Raw genomic sequence first — 16,012 nt, 5'->3', positions numbered from 1 at the left:
CGAAGGGCGGACCGTGGGCTCCGACAACGGCCGAAATGTCACCATCGCCATGATCGCGCGGCTGGCCGGTGTTTCGGTGCCCACGGTCTCCCGGGTCATCAACGGGCGCTCCGACGTCGCCCCCGACACCCGGGAACGCGTCGAGGCCCTGCTCAACCACCACGGCTACCGCCGGCGGTCACCGGCACGGCGCGACGACGCCGCGCTGATCGACCTGGTCTTCAACGACCTCGACAGCCCATGGGCCGTGGAGATCATCCGTGGGGTGGAGGACGTCGCCCGCAGCAGCGGCGTCGGCACGGTGGTCTCGGCCATCCACTGGCGCATCTCCTCGGCCAAGCAGTGGCTCGACAACATGCGTACCCGATCCACCGAGGGCGTCATCTTCGTGACCTCGATGGTCAACCCGCCACTGCAGGCCGAGCTGCGCCGGCTGCACCTTCCGGTGGTCATCATCGACCCCGCCGGCGTCGACCCGCAGGAGTCACCCACCATCGGCGCCACGAACTGGGCGGGCAGCCTCAGCGCCAACCAGTACCTGATCGGGCTCGGCCACCGCCGCATCGGGTTCATCGCCGGCCCACCGCACCTGATGTGCAGCAGGGCCCGACTCGACGGCTACCGGGCGGCTCTCGGTGCCGCCGGCATCGCCGTCGACGACGCCCTCATCCGACCCGGCAACTTCTACCACGAGGCCGGCTACACCGCCGGTACGCAGCTGCTGGCACTGCCCGACCCACCCACCGCCATCTTCGCCGCCAGCGACCAGATGGCACTCGGCGTCTACGAGGCGGTCCGCAAGAGCGGGCTGCGGGTGCCCGACGACATCAGCGTCGTCGGCTTCGACGACCTGCCCGAGGTCCGCTGGTGCTCGCCCCCGCTGACCACGGTCCGCCAGCCCCTCGCCGAGATGGGCATGATGGCCGCCCGGACCATCCTGCGGCTCGCCGGGGGAGAGAAGGTCGAGAGCCCCCGCGTCGAACTCGCCACCGAACTCGTCGAACGCGACAGCGCCGCGCCACCCCGGTCGTGACCCGCGTCAGCCGTCGCGCAGCGCATCGTCGACGCCGGTCTCCGGCGACCGAAATGAGCCGGATCCCGACCGGACAGCAGATCCACCGCCGCCTTCACACAGGCGCCGTACTCCCGGGACGAGCTGAACCACCACGTGTGGGCGTACCGTTTGGCGCTGTCGTCGCCCACGCCGTTGGCGTCGATGCCGAGCCGCCGGCACAGCGCGACGGCGCGCGGAAGGTGGAAGGACTGGGTCACCACCGTCGCCCTCCGCACCCCGCGTCGAACAACCGCCGCGCGATCTCCAGCCGGGCCGCGAGCACAGGCGACGGGGTGCCGTCCGCGTCCACCTTGGTGCCCAGGACCAGCGCGACAGGCGCCTCCGGCACGTCGGCCTCGCCGTAGAGATGCCCCTGGGCGGTGTCCCGGATCCACGACACGCTGGCCACCGTGTCGGGACGGGCCGTTCAGCCGAGGTCGTGCTCATCCAGGCCCGTGTTGAGGACCCAGGCGAGCGGCATGGTCGCGCGCGTCACGTACTCGCCGCCGTCCAGGCGGTGCATGGTGACGGTCTGCGCCGAATCCTGATCCACCACCCAGTACTGGGGAATGCCCGCGGCGGCGTACTCGCTGCGCTTCGTCACCGTGTCGACCCCCTCGGAGCCGGGGGAGACGATCTCGATCACGAGGAGCACGTCCGCGACAGGCAACCAGACCCCGTCGGCCTGCGGCTTGCTCCACACCACGAGGTCGGGGATCCGTCCGCCGACACCGCCGTCACGGCCGGGTATCCGCAGCCCGACGGCTTGGGCGACGCGGTCGGCCGGGACACCGCCCTGCGTGAGCCAGACCATGAGCCGGGTCGCGATGATCGCGTGGGCATATCCCGGCGGCGGCATGATCGAGACGACTCCCTCGGGGCTGATTTCGTACCGGTGGTTTTCGTCTGCGGCCATCATCGCCGTGAGGTCGTCGAGCGTCACGACCGGGGGCATATACCTGCCAACCGCCTCTGAGCTCATGGGCGCATCGTACCGTTCAACTCCCGAAACCTGTGGTGGGAGCCGCTTCGACGCTCGTTCCACGCGCCTGGTCGCGACCCGGGCCGCCAGTCGGCGGACTGGCCGACACTCGGCTACCCCGGATCATTCGATCCCGGGAACCCGGCCGAATAGCTCGCGTCCACGAGCTCCTGAAGGCGGCGGATGACGTCGCCCTTCTGCTCGGTCTCGGGGAGCTGCGCTTCGCCGGCCTCGACCAGACTCTCGCGCCACAGCCTGACGACCTCCCGCTGTGCTGCGGCGGGGAGATCGTCGACCCAGAGCGAGCCGAGATTGTTGTCGACGATCTCCTGTAGGTGGTTGACGGCCTGCCTGTCCGAGAGGCGCGAGATCAGAAACTCCAGCGTCCAGTCGAACAAGCCGCCCGTCGCGGTCCAGTCGACGCCGGGTTTCAGCACGATGAGGCCAGCCATCATTTCCCCACGATGAACACTCGAGGACCGAGGCCTCGGTCCGTGATGAACTGTTCGAGCTGCGCAACCTGTGCCGGCGTGAACGTCGAGACGTCCACCGGCACCAGATCCGCCTTTTCCAGGTGCCGCACTATCTGATACTGCAGTCGGGGCCATTGGCGGTCAAAGAACTGTGCCGGAAAGTTGCCCACCGCATCGTAGGTCCGCTCGGCCTCGTCGACCCAGTCCGCCGACGACTCCACCGGAGCGCGGGTCAGCCTCACGCCCAGTTCCTGCTCCAACCGGACAGCTGTCTCTGCCTCGCCGGGCCGGAACTTCCCAGTCGCCGGATCCATTCCGAGGTCATGAATCCGTTGCTGCTCCGTCCTCGGAGAGGCGGCGGGTGTCTCGCGACGCGGATCGGATCCTGGGATGTCTCGGCCCGGTGGCGGTTCGCCCCTCCGGAGCCGTCGGAGGAGCTGTTGGAGTTTCTCGATGAGTCCACCGAGTTGGCGGATCATCGGGATGAGCCGGCGGAGGCTGGTCAGCAGTGCGCGGAGCAGCCGCGCGATCCGCGCCCCCCAGGACGCGACAAGTGTCGTGACCTGTTCGGCGACCAGTGGTACGGCGAGTCCGCCGGTGGCGACGAGTTCGCCGGCGTACACGATGAGGCGGGAGACGCAGGTGGCGATGGCGTCGCGGACGAGGAGCCGGACGGCGGCGACGAGGCCGGCGGCGCCTTCGGTGATCGCGGCCAGGGTGTCGGCGCCCTGGGCGAGCCCGATGATGGCCTGTTGCTGCTCTCCGGCCCAGGTGCGGTAGGCGGGGCCGGCGCTGCCGCCCCAGGCTGCCAGGTCGGTGCGGACGGCGGCGGCCAGCCCGGTGGCGTCGTCGCGTAGCGAGGCTGCGACGTTGCGCCAGGTCTGGGCGTGGGCGGTGATCTCCGCCGGGTTGCCGGCGAGCCAGTCGAGGGCTTCGCTGAGCGGTTTGACGTGTTCGATGAGCCAGGCGATCCCGTACTGCAGGAGCGCGCCGACCGGATCGGAGACGAGGGCGAGGGCGTCGAGGCCGGCGCTGACCACACCGAGGGTGCCGTCGATCCAGCTACCGTTCCGGATGCCCTGGGCGACGAGTTCGATGTCCTCGCAGATCCAGATGCCGGCCCAGGCGGTGGGGCCTGTGTCGGCCGCCGTGCCGACGAGCGGGTTGGCCGTCACCGGTCAGCTCCGTTGGCGGCGCAGGCGTTGTTCGGCGCGGGCGTCGGACGCCCGGTAGCGGTCCGCGCCGGTGCGCAGCCGGTCGGAGGTGTCGCGTGCGGACTCGGCGGCCGCGCCGATGCCGGCGACCAGGGTGCGTTGCAGGCCGTCCAGGAGGACGGGCATGAGCGCGCAGAGTTGCCCGTACGCGTCGGCACCCAACTGGACGTGCTGACCAGCCCGGCGGGCGGTGTCGACGCGGTCGGCGAGGCGGTCGATGTGACAGGCGTGCGAGGTGAGGGCGTCCGGGTCGACCTGGATGCCGTCAGCGCCGGGCATGCGGCTCGTCCTCGGTCGGGTCCAGCCGGCGCCGGTAGGAGTCGATGATGGCCTGCCCGGTCGGGTCACCGGCGCCGAGGATCTCGACGGTCGTCCCGGTGAGCCGCTTGAGCAGATCGGCGTGGGCGACCCGGGTGGTGTCCGTGATCTGCCGGGCGGTGCGGGTCGCGGACTGCTGCCGGATCCGTTCGTCGAGGCGCAGGTCGGCGAGCAGGCCGTTCGAGTCGACGGTCACCTCTACCGCGCCGTCGGGGCTGGTGGCGGTGCCGGTGATCGCCCGTAGTCGGGTGGAGAGGGTTGTCGCGCGGGAGGCCTGCTCGGCAAGGGACGTCTCCCATTCGTCGAGGCGGCGGTCCGCCGCGTCCAACGCGGCATCATCGGCCCACACGTCGACCCCCTGGGAACATCGGCGACCATCACCGCGTGCCGCCGCCACGTTACCAACCGGTGGCGCTGCGTGGTGTCCTCGGCACCCCTTGAGGTCCCCGATCCGGGCGTGACATTCTTGGCCGTCGATTGCAGGCCACGCGCGGGCCGACGCCGTCCACTGGGCAGCCGGGATCCGACCACGGATCCCGGGGGACGGGCACCAGCGACAGGGCACCGGGGCCTGTCCGTCCACGAGTCCGCCCGTCCTGCGCGGGGCACCCTGCCGGCCGGGCGACTCACTGTCGTTCACCGCGAAGGAAACCCCGCCATGCGCATCCCCCGAAGCCGGGCGACGGTGCTGGCGAGCCTGCTGCTCGCCGCGACCGCTCTCTCCGGCGTCAACCCATCGACCGCCAGCGCGACACCCGAACCGGCCGCCGTCGCGGTCACCGTCAACGCCCGCGCGGGACTGGCGACGGTGCCGAACACCGCGTTGGGCGTCAACCACGCCATCTGGGACCAGAACCTGGGCACCACCGAGACGTCGGACCTGCTGCGTGACGCCGGCGTGCAGATGATGCGCTACCCCGGCGGCTCGTACGCCGACATCTACCACTGGAAGGACCACACCGCGCCCGGCGGGTACGTCGCGCCGAACACCGACTTCGACACCTTCATGGCCGCCGTCCGGCGGGTCGGCGCACAGCCGATGATCATCGCGAACTACGGCACCGGCACGCCCGCCGAGGCCGCCGACTGGGTGCGGTACGCCAACGTGACGAAGGGCTACGGCGCGCGGTACTGGACGGTCGGCAACGAGAACTACGGCAACGGCCACTACGGCTCGGCGTGGGAGGCGGACGACCACCCGGACAAGAGCGCCAGCCAGTACGCGCGGCTGGTCGTCGAGTACGCCGACGCCATGAAGGCGGTCGACCCGAGCATCAAGGTCGGCGCGGTGCTGACGATGCCGGGCAACTGGCCGGACGGGATCACCGCCGGCAGTGACCCGGGTCCGTGGAACCAGACGGTGCTCTCCCTCGCCGGCCCGAAGATCGACTTCGTGGACGTGCACTGGTATCCCGGTGGCACCGCCGCCGAGTCGCTGGCCCGCGTCAACCACCTCCCGGACGCCACCTACCTGCTCCGGCAGCAACTCAGCCGGTACGCCGGCGCGAACGCCGACCGCATCGGCGTCAGCTTCACCGAGTTGAACGTCGACGCGGGCCGGACCACCCAGCCGGCGGCACTCTTCCTGGCCGACGTCTACAGCGGGCTGCTGGAGAGCGGCGTCTTCACCGTCCAGTGGTGGAACGTCCACAACGGGTTGGGCGCGGTGACGCAGGTCGCCGGCCAGACCGACTACGGCGACTTCGGGATGCTCTCCAGCGGCTCCTGCAACGAGGACGGCTCGGTCTGCGAACCGCCACTGAACACGCCGTTCGCGCCGTACCACGCGCTGAGCATGATGAAACTGTTCGCCAGGACGGGGGACCAGTTCGTACGCGCGGGCACCGATGAGCCTCTGGTCACCGCCCACGCCGTCCGTCGGGGCAACGGTGACCTCGCCGTGCTGCTGGTGAACAAGGACCCGGACAACGATCACCCGGTCACCATCGACTACGCCGGGTTCACCCCGTCGACCGTCGCGCCGACGGTGTCCACCCTCACCAACGGCGCCACCGGCATCGCGACCAGCCAGTCCGGTTCGGCGACCAGCCGCACGCTGCCGGCGTACTCGTTGACCACGATCGTGCTGCGACCGGCCGGCACGTCCGCCGGGCGCCCCTCGGCCCCGGGCCAACCCACCGCGAGCGGCGTCACCGACCGCGCCGCGACGATCACCTGGCCGGCGGCGACCCCGGGTGGCAGCCCCATCGCCAAGTACGAGGTGTACCGGCAGAACGGCGCGGTCAGCGAGCAGCTGGGCGAGACCGGCGCGACCTCGTTCACGGTCGGCAACCTGGTGCCGGGGAGCCGGTACACGGTCAACGTGCTGGCCCGGGACACCGCCGGTCGGGTGTCCTGGTCCTCTCCGCCGCTCACCTTCGCCACCGGAAGCCCGACCGCCAGCGCGTGCACCGTCCGCTTCACCACCGCCAACGACTGGGGCAACGGCTACATCGGCGGCGTCGAGATCACCAACAACGGGACGAAGCCGATCAGCGGTTGGACGCTCACCTGGACCTGGCCGACCGGATGGCAGCAGGTGAGCAGCGGCTGGAGCGCCACCTGGGAACAGGTCGGCACCGCCGTGCGGGTCACCCCGACCGACGACAACCGGCAGATCGCCGTGGGCGCGAGCGTGAGCGCCGGCTTCGTCGGCGCGTACAGCGGGCCTAACGTCCTGCCCACCGCGTTCACCCTCAACGGCACGGTCTGCGCGACCGGCTGACCGGGCCGCCAGCGGCGTCGCTGGTGGCTGGCCCCTCGATGTCGGTGATGCCTGTGAGTCATCGTGATGACTCACAGGCATCACGCTCGTCAGGGTAGGGCGCACGCACCGCGATTGTCGGTTGGTCGGCGCCTGCTCGGTCGACCGTCGCCGCGTTGCGGAGGGGTTGTGGGGCCGGGCTGCCTCCGCGCCGGCGCAGTGGCGCGTTGCGGCCCGGGCGTATTCGCCCGCGCACCGGGAGGGGGACATGGGATACCTAGCGCACGGACGCCCAGCCGGTGAAGCGGTCGCTCAGATCGGCCGGTGTGGTGCCCGGGTTAAGCGCGGCGAGGTTGGCGGCGGCCTCCGCCTGAAGCACCGCCAGGCGGGCCAGCAGGGCCGGGCGGTCCAACCGGTAGATCGCGAGGAGACGCAGTTTGGCGGCTGAGCAGGGCCAGGCGATGCCACACGTGCCGCAGCGCCACGTCGGGCGGGCTGGCTGGTGGTCGGGAGCGCGACGGGGCATCAGCCGACCCGCGCCGGTCCGCGCCGGACCGGCCGCCGAGCATCACGCCGGGGTGGCGCAGCCGGCTGGGCGGGCGCAGCCGGGCGAGGCGGCGCGGCAGCCCGGGAGGGCGGCGAGGCCAGCCGCTGTGCGCCGGCCGGCATGAGGTACAGCTCGCGTCGGGCGATGGCGTCGCCGTTCGGGCCGAGCTGGTAGGCGTCGATCCACAACCAACCGTGGTACGTGTGCCGGTCGGTGAGGGCGCGGATCACGCGCACGGTGATGGGGCGGACGAACTGCGGGCTCGCGGTACGGGTCAGGTGCAGCAGATCGCCGGACCGCACCTGCACTGGCTGGTCTGTGGGCATGGTTTTCCCCTGGCTCGCGTTGGGAGGGGCCGCCCCGTGAGTGCTCGCCCAGAGGGGCGGCCCCGGTACGAACGCGTCCGCCGGGTCTCGGGTCCTCCACCGGCCGCGCCGCTGGTGACACTCTGCTGTGGAGTCCACTACGCTCGGAAGGGGCTTCGCTGGTTCGGGCTGAGCTGGCGAAACGTTCCACGCCGGGCAGTGGCGTGAGTAGTCGATCTTCCGGTTTGGGGAGCATTGAATGGCCGACTTGCCGCACCCGCTCGCCGCGTTCATCGTCGGAGAGATCCGTCGCGCCCGAGGGGCCGCCGGTATGACGCAGGAGGCGTTCGGTCGGGGTGCCGGCTTCAGCGCGTCACACGTCAGCGCGGTCGAGGGCGAGACGCGTGCACTGACGATGGACTTCATCAAGGGCGCCGACCGCGCCCTCAACAACGCCGGCCTGTTCGAGCGCATGGTGGGGAAGCTCGGCACCCCGTCGTGGTTCCTGCCGTGGCTCGACGCGGAGCGCACCGCGACGCAGCTCAGGTGCTTTCAGCCGAGCCTCGTTCCGGGCCTGCTCCAGACGGAGAGCTACGGCCGGGCCGTCATCCGCTGCAACCAAACGCTGAGTGACGACGAGGTCGAGAAGCGGCTCGCCCACCGGATGGACCGGCAGGCGACCCTCACGAAGGCGACCGCACCGCACTTCATCGCCGTCATCGCCGAGGCGGTGCTGCGTCGCGCCCGCGCGGACTTCCGCGAGATCATGGCGGGACAGATAAAGCAGTTGACCACCCTCGCGGAGCGGCCGAACATCAGCGTTCACGTGTTGCCGGACGAGGTCAGCATGCACGTCGGCCTGACCGGGCCATTCAGCCTGGCCCGGCTGCCCGACCACAAATGGGTGGCCGAGATGGAGAACCAGCTCGGCGGGGTTGTCGTCGACCGCGACGACGATGTGGATACCCTCATGTCGAGGTGGGAGATGGTTCGCAGCGAAGCGCTACCCCGCCGTCAGTCACTCGATCTGATGAGGGAAGTGGAGACGTCATGGACCTGATCGACGCTGTGTGGCGTAAGTCCACCCGCAGTGGCTCCGGCGGCGGCAACTGCGTCGAGGTTGCGGACAATCTGCCGGGCATCGTGGGCGTGCGGGACTCGAAGGATCCCGAAGGGCCGGCACTGGTCTTCGGGCCGGCGTCGTGGCGGGCGTTCGTCGCCGAGGTCGCCCGTCGGCCGTAACCGGCACCCCGAGCGACAAGCGCCCGACCCCGGAACAGCGGGGACGGGCGCTTCGCTGCGCAGGGGACCGGTCAGGCGACCACCGACCGCAGTGGCACTCGCGCGTCGCGCAGCGCGCGTACCAGATCCTTCGCGAACGGATGCTCGTCGGCCTGGAGTCCCTGCGGGTTGGGGATCACGACGTACGCCGAGGTGCCCTTCGCGGACGTCCGGGCGTCGGTGGTGAAGCGTTCGACGATGGCCCGCGCGCGCGGCAGGTCGGTCGCCGCCACCTCGATGGTGATCGGCCGCCACCCGCCGCCCAGGTCCGGCGTCACCGGCGCGGCGGCGGCGCTGGCGCGCGCCGCGTCGACGCCCGGCGTCCGTCGGGTGTCCGGCGCGCCGGCCGGGTACAGCAGCGCGTTGGCCACCAGGTGCAGACCATTCTCGTTGTACGCTCGGAAGAGCGGATTGAACGCGAACAGCACCGCCCGGCCGGCACCTGTCGGCTCGTCCACGACGGCGGCCGTGCCCTTGAGCACGTCCGCGCCGACGGTGTAGCCGTTGGCCCAGAACGTGTCGCCCGTCGGGTAGGTGAGCACGTTCGTCCCGGTGGTGCTCGGGTTGAGGATCGGGTCGCTGTTGTTGAACTCGAAGTCCTCCGCCGGGCGACCCAGAGCGACCGGGTTGTCGGTGTCGACGTCGACCCGCAGGTGCGAGCCGATCACCAGGTAGTCGGCCGGTTTGGTCCTCTCCGTCGTGGAGGTGAGGCCGGCGGCGCGGGCCAGCCGGGTGCCCTCGTTGCGCAGCCCGACGTACGTGTGGCCCTGGGCGATCCAGTCGCGCAGGTTGGCCTGCCCGGCGGCGGTCAGACCGCCGGTCGGGCTGCTGCCGTCCGGGACCAGCAGCACGGTACGCCCGGTGAACGCCTCGGTGTTGTCGTTGATGTCGGCAGTGGTGACCGGCTTGAGGTCGAGGCCCCACCGCTTGCCGAGCACGTACCGGGCCTCGCCGTGCGAGCCGGACGTGGTGGAGATGCCGGTGCCCTGGAACAGCCCGACGTCCGGCAGGCCCAGTCGGGTGCCGGTGACCCGCCCACCCGGGGTCAGGGTGACGCCGAGCGACCGGGCCAGGTCGTCGACCGTACGGCTCAATCTGGTCGCCGGGACGGCCACCGTGTTCGTCGCCAGGTCGCGCGTCAACGGCACGTCGCGCCCCAGCAGGGTGAACGTGAACTCCGCGGCGGCCGCCGAGTCCAGCCTGTACGTGTACGAGCCCCACGGCCACGCCGGCGCGGTCCGGCCGCCGGAGACCTCGCGGACCAGTTGGGCCTTGGGGCGGACGTTGTCGCCCGTGTAGATCGTGGAGACGCCCATCAGCAGCGGGTTGCTCCAGGACGACACGTCGTAGAAGTAGGGGAACGGGACGTACGGGTCCTCGCCCATGATCGCCTGGATCCAGTGCTTCTGCGGCTGGTCCATCGGGATCCAGTACGCGCCCTTCGGCACCGTCACGTTTGTGGCACTGCGGCCGCCGAAGATCCGAGCGGTGGGCACCCGGGTGGGCTTCTGCACCTCGTACACCTCGACGTCCATCCGGCGTAGCCGCTCGACGAGCTGGCGGACGTCGGCGAGCTGCCGGTCGGGCAGCAGGAAGTACGAGCGGATCGTGACGTCGGGCACCGGGAACTGGACCTCGTTGGTGGGTTGCACCACCTCGTTCGGCTCCAGGGTGCCCGCCCTGCCCTGGGCGAGCGCGTCGGTCCAGATGTCGAAGTACCCGCTCAACACCTCGCGCTTGTTCGCGGCGGCCCAGCCGAGCGTCGACCACTGGGTGTGGAACTGCTGCTGGACCCGGTCCGCGACCGCCGAGGCGCTGCCCTTCTCGTACGTCATGCCGGCCGCGCCGAAGCCGGTCGTCGGCACGGTGTCGCCGTAGCCCATGAAGAACATGTCGTACGTGTCGTAGTTGAAGTAGCACTCGGTCGTGACGGCCTCGTCGCAGGCGCCGTTGAAGCCGAAGCCCGCCTTGTTGGCCTCGCCGATCCGGTTGATCCAGTCCACCGCCTCGCCGGCGATCTCGTGGTGGATCGGGTCGGCGTTGGGCGGGAAGAAGTACTGCCGGCCACCCATCTCGTGGGCGTCGATGAACACCTGCGGCGGGTAGCGGCGCAGCAGTTCGAGCTTGCCGTCGGTCTCCTGCTGGGTGCGGGCGAACCAGTCCCGGTTCATGTCGAAACCGAACTCGTTCTGCCGTCGCGTCGCGTCGCGGCCGTCCGGGTTCTGCGTCGGCACGATGATGGTGACCAGGTTGTCGTTGCGGCGCGCGACCTCGCAGGACAGGCCGGCGGCCAACTCGTACAGCGTCTTGAGCGCGGCGTCGGTGCCGCTCTTCTCGCCGCCGTGCACGTTCGCGGTCACCCAGACGATGGCCGGGCTGTCCTTAGCCGTCCGGGCGGCCGTCCGCGCGCTGGTCCGGCGCGGATCGCGCAGGTCCCGTACGTCGTCGGCGATCTCGCGCAGCGCGGCCGGTCGCACGTTGCGCTCGGTGGACACCACGGCGTACGGCAGCGGCTGCCCGAGCACGCTGGTCGCCATCACGCCGGTGACGACGCGGTCCGAGGCGCTGTCGACGGCCCCGAGGTAGGTGCGGACCTCGTCGTTGGTGACGACCCGCTCCTGACCCACCCCCAGCGGGAAGCCGAGCACCGACTCCGGGGTGGGCACACGGCCCAACCGTGCCGTCGGATCGTCGCTGCAACGCAAGGGTTGGGCGGCGCTCGCGGCCGGGGTGCCGCCGAGCAGGGGGGTCATGCCGAGCAGGAGAGCGATCGTGGCGGCACTCGCCAACCGCCGCGCGGGGACCATCCGGAATGGACGCGTCGATGGGACCATGTCTCGTGTTTCCCTTCTCGGGAACATGCCTCGCAGTGGCCGGAGCCTATGAACCGGCCGACACGGGGGTCAAGGCCCGATCGAGTTCGGTGACTGCGTGAGGTGCCGGCGTCCGGCTCGGCTGGCAGGATGGTGGCGTGGCCCGTCGTCGCCCGGAAGGAGGGGACCGTGCCGGACGCGATCAGGCTCGCGGTCTGTCCGGATCTTCCATCTGCCGACGCTCAGCGTTCGCTGGCGTCCTGGCTGCGTGCCGATGACCGGCTTCGTGAAGGGGTGACTCTGACGCCCACGGAGGGGACGGCCGAGGGCGGCGCGGACGTGCTGCGGGTGGCGGTCGACGACGCGGGTGCCGCCATGATCCTGGTGCAGGCGGTCGCCGGCTGGCTGACGCATCGCCGCGACGACGTGACGGTGACACTCAGTCGGGTCGACGGCTGGTCGGCGGAGCTGGACGTCCAGCAGGCTCGGGACATGGACCAGGTGACCGCGCTCATCGCCGAAGCGGTGCGCGCGGTCACCCCCGGGTAGCGGCTACCAGGTCGTCAGGCCCAGGCCGATCGTCTTGGTCAGGGTGGCGTTGTCGTCGTCGCCGTCGAGCGACCAGATCATCGCGCCACCCAGGCCGGCGCGGCGGATGTAGAGCATCTTCTGCAGCACGACCGCCGGATCGTCGTACGTCCAGAACGTCGTACCGTCGAAGAGCCAGGCGTGCCCGGCGCGCAGGTCGCGGTGCACGGTGTAGCCGTTGCCGGCCAGGGTCTTGAGCTTCTTGTAGTCCTCGTACCCGGCCTCGAAGGTGGCCGGCGCGGGCCCGGCGGCCGGCCCGAAGAGGCCGTTGCCACCGCCGGTGACGCCGGTCCAGCCGCGACCGTAGTAGGGGATGCCCAGGACGAGCTTGTCGCGCGGCGCTCCACGGGCGATCCAGCCGTCGACGGCCACCTCGACGGAGAAGTCCGGGTTGTCCGGCGAGCCGGCCGGCACCCGCAGCGCGGACTGCTGGTTGGCCACCGCCTCCCAGCCGCCGTGGAAGTCGTACCCCTGCACTGTCGCGAAGTCCAGGTACTTGAAGATCTTGCGGCCCTCGTAGCCGGCGTCCATGGTGGCCGGGTTCGCCGGCAGGAAGGCGGTCAGCGGGTGGTGCGTGCGGGTCGTGCGCCCGTACGCGTCGAGCTGCCTGCGGAATTCGGCGAGCAGCTTGGTGAAGTTCTCCCGGTCCTGCGGGCGGATGATGTTGCCCGGCTCACCGTCCCAGTTCGGCCACTCCCAGTCGAGGTCGATGCCGTCGAAGACGCCGGCGGCGGCACCCGGGGCGCCCGGCAGGTTGCCCTTGAGGTAGAGGTCGATGCAGGACGCGACGAACGCCTTGCGGGAGGCGTCGGTGAGTGCGGCGTTGGAGAAGTACGTCGACCAGCTCCACCCGCCCAGCGAGATCAGCACCGTCAGGTCGGGGTGCCTGGCCTTGAGCTTGGCGAGCTGCCCGAAGTTGCCGTTGAGCGCCTGGCCGGGGGCGTCGGCGACCCCGTCGACGCTCTCCTCGGCCGGGACGGGACGCTGGTAGTCGGCCCAGGCGTCGCCCTCGCCCGGCCCGCCGTCCAGGTAGCAGCGTCCGTCCTCGCTGACGTTTCCGAAGGCGTAGTTGAGGTGGGTGAGGCGGCTGGCCGCACCGGAGGTGTCGAGTTTCTTGACCGGGAACGCGCGTCCGTAGATGCCCCACTGGGTGAAGTAGCCGACCCGGTGGTAGCCGGCCCGGTCGGTCCTGCCGCCCGCGCTCGCGGCGACGGGCGGAGCAGCGGTGATCAGTAGGGTCGCCAGGGCGACGACGGCGGTGAGACGGCGGTGGCGGAGTTGTCGCATCGGCACACTCCCACGAGACTCAGACAGGATTAGTAAAGATACTTGTCTGATTGATGAAGCTAAGCCGATCACTGTCCACGGTCAAGAGCCGCCCCGCCACCGCGGCACCCTCAGCCGACCTGGCTGTTGTCCTTGAGCGACCCCCAGCCGTGCCAACGGTCGATCTCGATCAGGGCGCTGACCCGGGCCCGATCCCGCCGCGGGTACGCGTTGCCCGTGTAGTGCCGCGACAACCGGTCGATGTCGGCGAAGTCCTCGTCCGCGCGCAGCTCGGCGACGTGCCCGATGATGCTGACGTGGGTGTACCAACCCGCCTCGTCCAGCACGGTGAGGGACACCCGGGGATCGTTGCGGACGTGCTCCAGCCGGCGGCGGCTCTCGTCCATGTTCACCAGGATCCGACCGTCCTCCCACAGGTACCACGTGGCGGCCGACACCGGCTGACCACCCTTGCGAAGCGTGGTCATGACGGCCGGGTTCGGCTTGCGCAACATCTCGACCGCGGCCTCGGGAAGCGGTGGCTTGGACATGTGCGTCTCCTCCTCGCGTCAACGTTTACCCCTGCACGTTACGCACCCCCGGAGGCCCCGACCGCCGTCACGGGGAGATCTCCGCACGTACCCGCCTGAGCGGCGCCCCCGGCCGGCGGAGAGGATGGGGTCATGACCGACCCCGCACGCCCCGGACGCGTTGTCGTCACGGGCGCCACCGGCAAACTCGGCCGCGCCGTCGTCGCGCACCTGCGCGGCGTGGGCGTCGACGTCCTCGCCGTCGACCGCGTCGGCGGACGCGACCCGCGCGACGTGGACGGCGAGTTCCTCCTCGTCGACCTCACCGACTACGGGCAGGTGGTGGAGGCGTTCACCGGAGGCGCGGACGAGCACGCCGGTGGGATCGACGCGGTCGTGCACCTGGCGGCCGTACCGGCGCCCGGGTTGATGTCGAACGCGACCACGTTCGCGAACAACTCCGCCGCGACGTACAACGTCTTCGCCGCTGCCCGGGCGGCCGGGATCAGGCGGGTGGTGTGGGCGTCGAGCGAGACGGTGCTCGGGTTGCCGTTCGACACCCCGCCGCCGTACGCCCCGGTCGACGAGGCGTACGCGCCGCGACCGGAGTCGACGTACTCGTTGAACAAGGCGCTGGAGGAGGAGATGGCGCGGCACTTCTGCCGCTGGGACCCGGAGCTGGTCATGGTGGGTCTGCGCTTCTCCAACGTGATGGATGTCGAGGACTACGCGCCGTTCCCCTCGTTCGACGCCGACCCGACGCTGCGCCGGTGGAACCTGTGGGGTTACATCGACGCCCGCGACGGGGCGCAGGCGGTCGAGCGGGCGCTGGCGTACGACCAGCCGGGCGCGGACGTCTTCATCATCGCCAACGCCGACACCGTCATGACGAGGTCCAGCGCCAGCCTGATGGCGGAGGTCTACCCGGACGTCGAGATCCGCAAGGACCTCGGCGAACACGAGACGCTGCTCAGCATCGACAAGGCACGCCGGGTGCTGGGGTACGAGCCGCGCCACTCGTGGCGGAACCACGTGCGGCAGGCGTAGCCCGGGTCAGCGGGCGGCCTGGTAGACGCGGCCGACGGCGGTCGCCGAGCTGCCGTTACGGAACAGGCCGCTCTGGTCCTTGTCCGTGGCGGGCAGGCCGAACCAGGCGTACCTGTGCAGCCAGGACAGGCCGGCCAGCATCCGGGTCGCCGCGGTGAGGAACGCCGCCTGCTGTTCCTGGCTGGGAAACCGTACGCCGTCGGAGAAGTCGATCAGGGCGAACTCGGTGAGCCAGACCGGCAGCCGGTACCGGTCGTGCACCGCCTGGAGGTACGACCTGAGCTGGCTGACCGCGTTCGCGGTGGTGAAGTCGCCGCCGTACCAGTGCAGGGCGATGAAGTCGACCCGGTAGCCGCGCTGCTTCGCGCCGGTCATGAAACGGTCGAGCCACTCACCGGGCCGGTCGCCGCCCCACGCCACGGCGGGGCTGCCCAGGGCAAGGCCGGTGGCCTCCAGTTGCGGCCACAGTTCCAGCGCCTGCTCCACACTCATGTTCGCCTGACCGCCCATGTCCGGCTCGTTGAACCCGAGGAGCTGCCGCCCGTTCCTGCTGGCCTGTCGCAGATTACTGGCGGTGACGCTCTTCGCTCCCCAGATCATCGGGACGAACTCGGTGTCCTTCGGGCTGGTGACGCCCGAGTGGGCGACGTCCCAGGTGTAGTACCAACTCGCCCCTGAACTGGCCAGCGCCCGGTCGACCCCGTCGAAGGTCCACACCCCGACGCCCTTGCGCCTGGACGTCACCGCGGACGCCGCCGGAACGGCCGGACGTCGCGCCGTCGGCTTCGCCGTCGTCGGCGTCGGGGTGGCCGTCGCCAGGCTCGCCGCCGCGGCGGGGGTGGTCGGTGCGGGTGGGCCGGCTGCCGGGTCGGCGGGCGGCCCACCCGCAC

At 70.8% G+C, this 16,012-nt stretch carries 18 protein-coding genes; 6 read left to right on the top strand and 12 right to left on the bottom strand.

The annotated features are described in order from the left end of the window. Nucleotides 1-49: 49 nt before the first annotated feature. On the top strand, nt 50-1,033 hold the full coding sequence (locus FHG89_RS23870; protein WP_425280211.1) for a LacI family DNA-binding transcriptional regulator: 984 nt from the start codon (nt 50-52) through the stop codon (nt 1,031-1,033). A gap of 235 nt (nt 1,034-1,268) precedes the next feature. Here the strand turns inward: FHG89_RS23870 and FHG89_RS34345 are convergent, their stop codons facing one another. From FHG89_RS34345 to FHG89_RS23840, 6 genes are all read right to left on the bottom strand, one after another. After that, nucleotides 1,269-1,454, bottom strand: a complete 186-nt coding sequence (locus FHG89_RS34345) for a hypothetical protein (RefSeq protein ID WP_341874272.1) — start codon at nt 1,452-1,454, stop codon at nt 1,269-1,271. A 27-nt stretch (nt 1,455-1,481) separates the two neighbouring features. Further along, nucleotides 1,482-1,997 (bottom strand): Uma2 family endonuclease, encoded by a 516-nt coding sequence (locus FHG89_RS23860; protein ID WP_244295760.1) that lies wholly within the window; start codon nt 1,995-1,997, stop codon nt 1,482-1,484. Nucleotides 1,998-2,149: 152 nt separating this feature from the next. Beyond that, the gene (locus tag FHG89_RS23855; protein ID WP_244295757.1) at nt 2,150-2,491 is read right to left on the bottom strand and encodes a hypothetical protein; all 342 of its coding nucleotides are present in this window, start codon (nt 2,489-2,491) and stop codon (nt 2,150-2,152) included. Further along, nucleotides 2,488-3,684, bottom strand: coding sequence for a WXG100-like domain-containing protein (locus tag FHG89_RS23850; RefSeq protein ID WP_139586644.1), 1,197 nt, complete (start codon nt 3,682-3,684; stop codon nt 2,488-2,490). The genes FHG89_RS23855 and FHG89_RS23850 overlap by 4 nt, the downstream gene beginning before the upstream one ends. A gap of 3 nt (nt 3,685-3,687) precedes the next feature. Continuing rightward, on the bottom strand, nt 3,688-4,002 hold the full coding sequence (locus FHG89_RS23845; RefSeq protein WP_139586643.1) for a type VII secretion target: 315 nt from the start codon (nt 4,000-4,002) through the stop codon (nt 3,688-3,690). Continuing rightward, nucleotides 3,989-4,390, bottom strand: a complete 402-nt coding sequence (locus FHG89_RS23840; RefSeq protein WP_139586642.1) for a YbaB/EbfC family nucleoid-associated protein — start codon at nt 4,388-4,390, stop codon at nt 3,989-3,991. Before FHG89_RS23840 ends, FHG89_RS23845 begins: the two co-directional genes overlap by 14 nt. Before the next feature lie 309 nt (nt 4,391-4,699). On the opposite strand from FHG89_RS23840, the gene FHG89_RS23835 reads away from it, so the two are divergent. Further along, entirely contained in the window at nt 4,700-6,766 is a 2,067-nt protein-coding gene (locus FHG89_RS23835) for a cellulose binding domain-containing protein (RefSeq protein ID WP_139586641.1), read from the top strand. 256 nt (nt 6,767-7,022) lie between these two features. On the opposite strand, the gene FHG89_RS23830 is transcribed toward FHG89_RS23835, so the two are convergent. After that, nucleotides 7,023-7,271 (bottom strand): flavin reductase, encoded by a 249-nt coding sequence (locus FHG89_RS23830; protein ID WP_139586640.1) that lies wholly within the window; start codon nt 7,269-7,271, stop codon nt 7,023-7,025. Then, nucleotides 7,271-7,618, bottom strand: coding sequence for a hypothetical protein (locus tag FHG89_RS23825; RefSeq protein ID WP_139586639.1), 348 nt, complete (start codon nt 7,616-7,618; stop codon nt 7,271-7,273). The genes FHG89_RS23830 and FHG89_RS23825 overlap by 1 nt, the downstream gene beginning before the upstream one ends. Before the next feature lie 238 nt (nt 7,619-7,856). Between FHG89_RS23825 and FHG89_RS23820 the strand changes: the two genes are divergently transcribed. Further along, nucleotides 7,857-8,657 (top strand): helix-turn-helix domain-containing protein, encoded by an 801-nt coding sequence (locus FHG89_RS23820; protein ID WP_139586638.1) that lies wholly within the window; start codon nt 7,857-7,859, stop codon nt 8,655-8,657. After that, nucleotides 8,648-8,839 carry a DUF397 domain-containing protein gene (locus FHG89_RS23815; RefSeq protein ID WP_139586637.1) on the top strand — a complete coding sequence of 64 codons (192 nt, stop codon included), beginning with the start codon at nt 8,648-8,650 and terminating at the stop codon, nt 8,837-8,839. The genes FHG89_RS23820 and FHG89_RS23815 overlap by 10 nt, the downstream gene beginning before the upstream one ends. Nucleotides 8,840-8,910: 71 nt before the next feature. Here the strand turns inward: FHG89_RS23815 and FHG89_RS23810 are convergent, their stop codons facing one another. After that, complete coding sequence (locus FHG89_RS23810) at nt 8,911-11,631, bottom strand: M14 family zinc carboxypeptidase (RefSeq protein ID WP_244295754.1); 2,721 nt, start codon at nt 11,629-11,631, stop codon at nt 8,911-8,913. 210 nt (nt 11,632-11,841) lie between these two features. On the opposite strand from FHG89_RS23810, the gene FHG89_RS33935 reads away from it, so the two are divergent. Further along, nucleotides 11,842-12,240 carry an effector-associated constant component EACC1 gene (locus FHG89_RS33935; RefSeq protein WP_244295751.1) on the top strand — a complete coding sequence of 133 codons (399 nt, stop codon included), beginning with the start codon at nt 11,842-11,844 and terminating at the stop codon, nt 12,238-12,240. A 3-nt stretch (nt 12,241-12,243) separates the two neighbouring features. Here the strand turns inward: FHG89_RS33935 and FHG89_RS23800 are convergent, their stop codons facing one another. Both FHG89_RS23800 and FHG89_RS23795 read right to left on the bottom strand, forming a co-directional pair. Further along, a complete protein-coding gene (locus FHG89_RS23800) occupies nt 12,244-13,566 on the bottom strand; it encodes a glycoside hydrolase family 18 protein (protein WP_139586634.1) in 1,323 nt (440 codons plus the stop codon). Between the two features lie 110 nt (nt 13,567-13,676). Further along, the gene (locus FHG89_RS23795) at nt 13,677-14,096 is read right to left on the bottom strand and encodes a PPOX class F420-dependent oxidoreductase (protein ID WP_139586633.1); all 420 of its coding nucleotides are present in this window, start codon (nt 14,094-14,096) and stop codon (nt 13,677-13,679) included. A gap of 132 nt (nt 14,097-14,228) precedes the next feature. On the opposite strand from FHG89_RS23795, the gene FHG89_RS23790 reads away from it, so the two are divergent. Continuing rightward, nucleotides 14,229-15,122, top strand: coding sequence for an NAD-dependent epimerase/dehydratase family protein (locus FHG89_RS23790; protein ID WP_139586632.1), 894 nt, complete (start codon nt 14,229-14,231; stop codon nt 15,120-15,122). 6 nt (nt 15,123-15,128) lie between these two features. Here the strand turns inward: FHG89_RS23790 and FHG89_RS23785 are convergent. Beyond that, the coding region (locus tag FHG89_RS23785; protein WP_208761078.1) for a glycoside hydrolase family protein at nt 15,129-16,012 on the bottom strand (884 nt) is incomplete at its 5' end.

The sequence above is a fragment of the Micromonospora orduensis genome (genome assembly GCF_006228125.1).
Taxonomy (GTDB): domain Bacteria; phylum Actinomycetota; class Actinomycetes; order Mycobacteriales; family Micromonosporaceae; genus Micromonospora; species Micromonospora orduensis.
Note: the sequence above shows the minus strand (reverse complement) of the source record. Positions and strands in the feature narration are given on the sequence as shown.

Coding starts and splice junctions, on each gene's coding strand:
- FHG89_RS23870 (WP_425280211.1), top strand. CDS start 50: ATGATCGCGCGGCTGGCCGGTGTTTCGGTGCCCACGGTCTCCCGGGTC.
- FHG89_RS23855 (WP_244295757.1), bottom strand. CDS start 2,491: ATGATGGCTGGCCTCATCGTGCTGAAACCCGGCGTCGACTGGACCGCG.
- FHG89_RS23845 (WP_139586643.1), bottom strand. CDS start 4,002: ATGCCCGGCGCTGACGGCATCCAGGTCGACCCGGACGCCCTCACCTCG.
- FHG89_RS23835 (WP_139586641.1), top strand. CDS start 4,700: ATGCGCATCCCCCGAAGCCGGGCGACGGTGCTGGCGAGCCTGCTGCTC.
- FHG89_RS23830 (WP_139586640.1), bottom strand. CDS start 7,271: ATGCCCCGTCGCGCTCCCGACCACCAGCCAGCCCGCCCGACGTGGCGC.
- FHG89_RS23825 (WP_139586639.1), bottom strand. CDS start 7,618: ATGCCCACAGACCAGCCAGTGCAGGTGCGGTCCGGCGATCTGCTGCAC.
- FHG89_RS23820 (WP_139586638.1), top strand. CDS start 7,857: ATGGCCGACTTGCCGCACCCGCTCGCCGCGTTCATCGTCGGAGAGATC.
- FHG89_RS23815 (WP_139586637.1), top strand. CDS start 8,648: ATGGACCTGATCGACGCTGTGTGGCGTAAGTCCACCCGCAGTGGCTCC.
- FHG89_RS23810 (WP_244295754.1), bottom strand. CDS start 11,631: ATGACCCCCCTGCTCGGCGGCACCCCGGCCGCGAGCGCCGCCCAACCC.
- FHG89_RS33935 (WP_244295751.1), top strand. CDS start 11,842: ATGGTGGCGTGGCCCGTCGTCGCCCGGAAGGAGGGGACCGTGCCGGAC.
- FHG89_RS23800 (WP_139586634.1), bottom strand. CDS start 13,566: ATGCGACAACTCCGCCACCGCCGTCTCACCGCCGTCGTCGCCCTGGCG.
- FHG89_RS23795 (WP_139586633.1), bottom strand. CDS start 14,096: ATGTCCAAGCCACCGCTTCCCGAGGCCGCGGTCGAGATGTTGCGCAAG.
- FHG89_RS23790 (WP_139586632.1), top strand. CDS start 14,229: ATGACCGACCCCGCACGCCCCGGACGCGTTGTCGTCACGGGCGCCACC.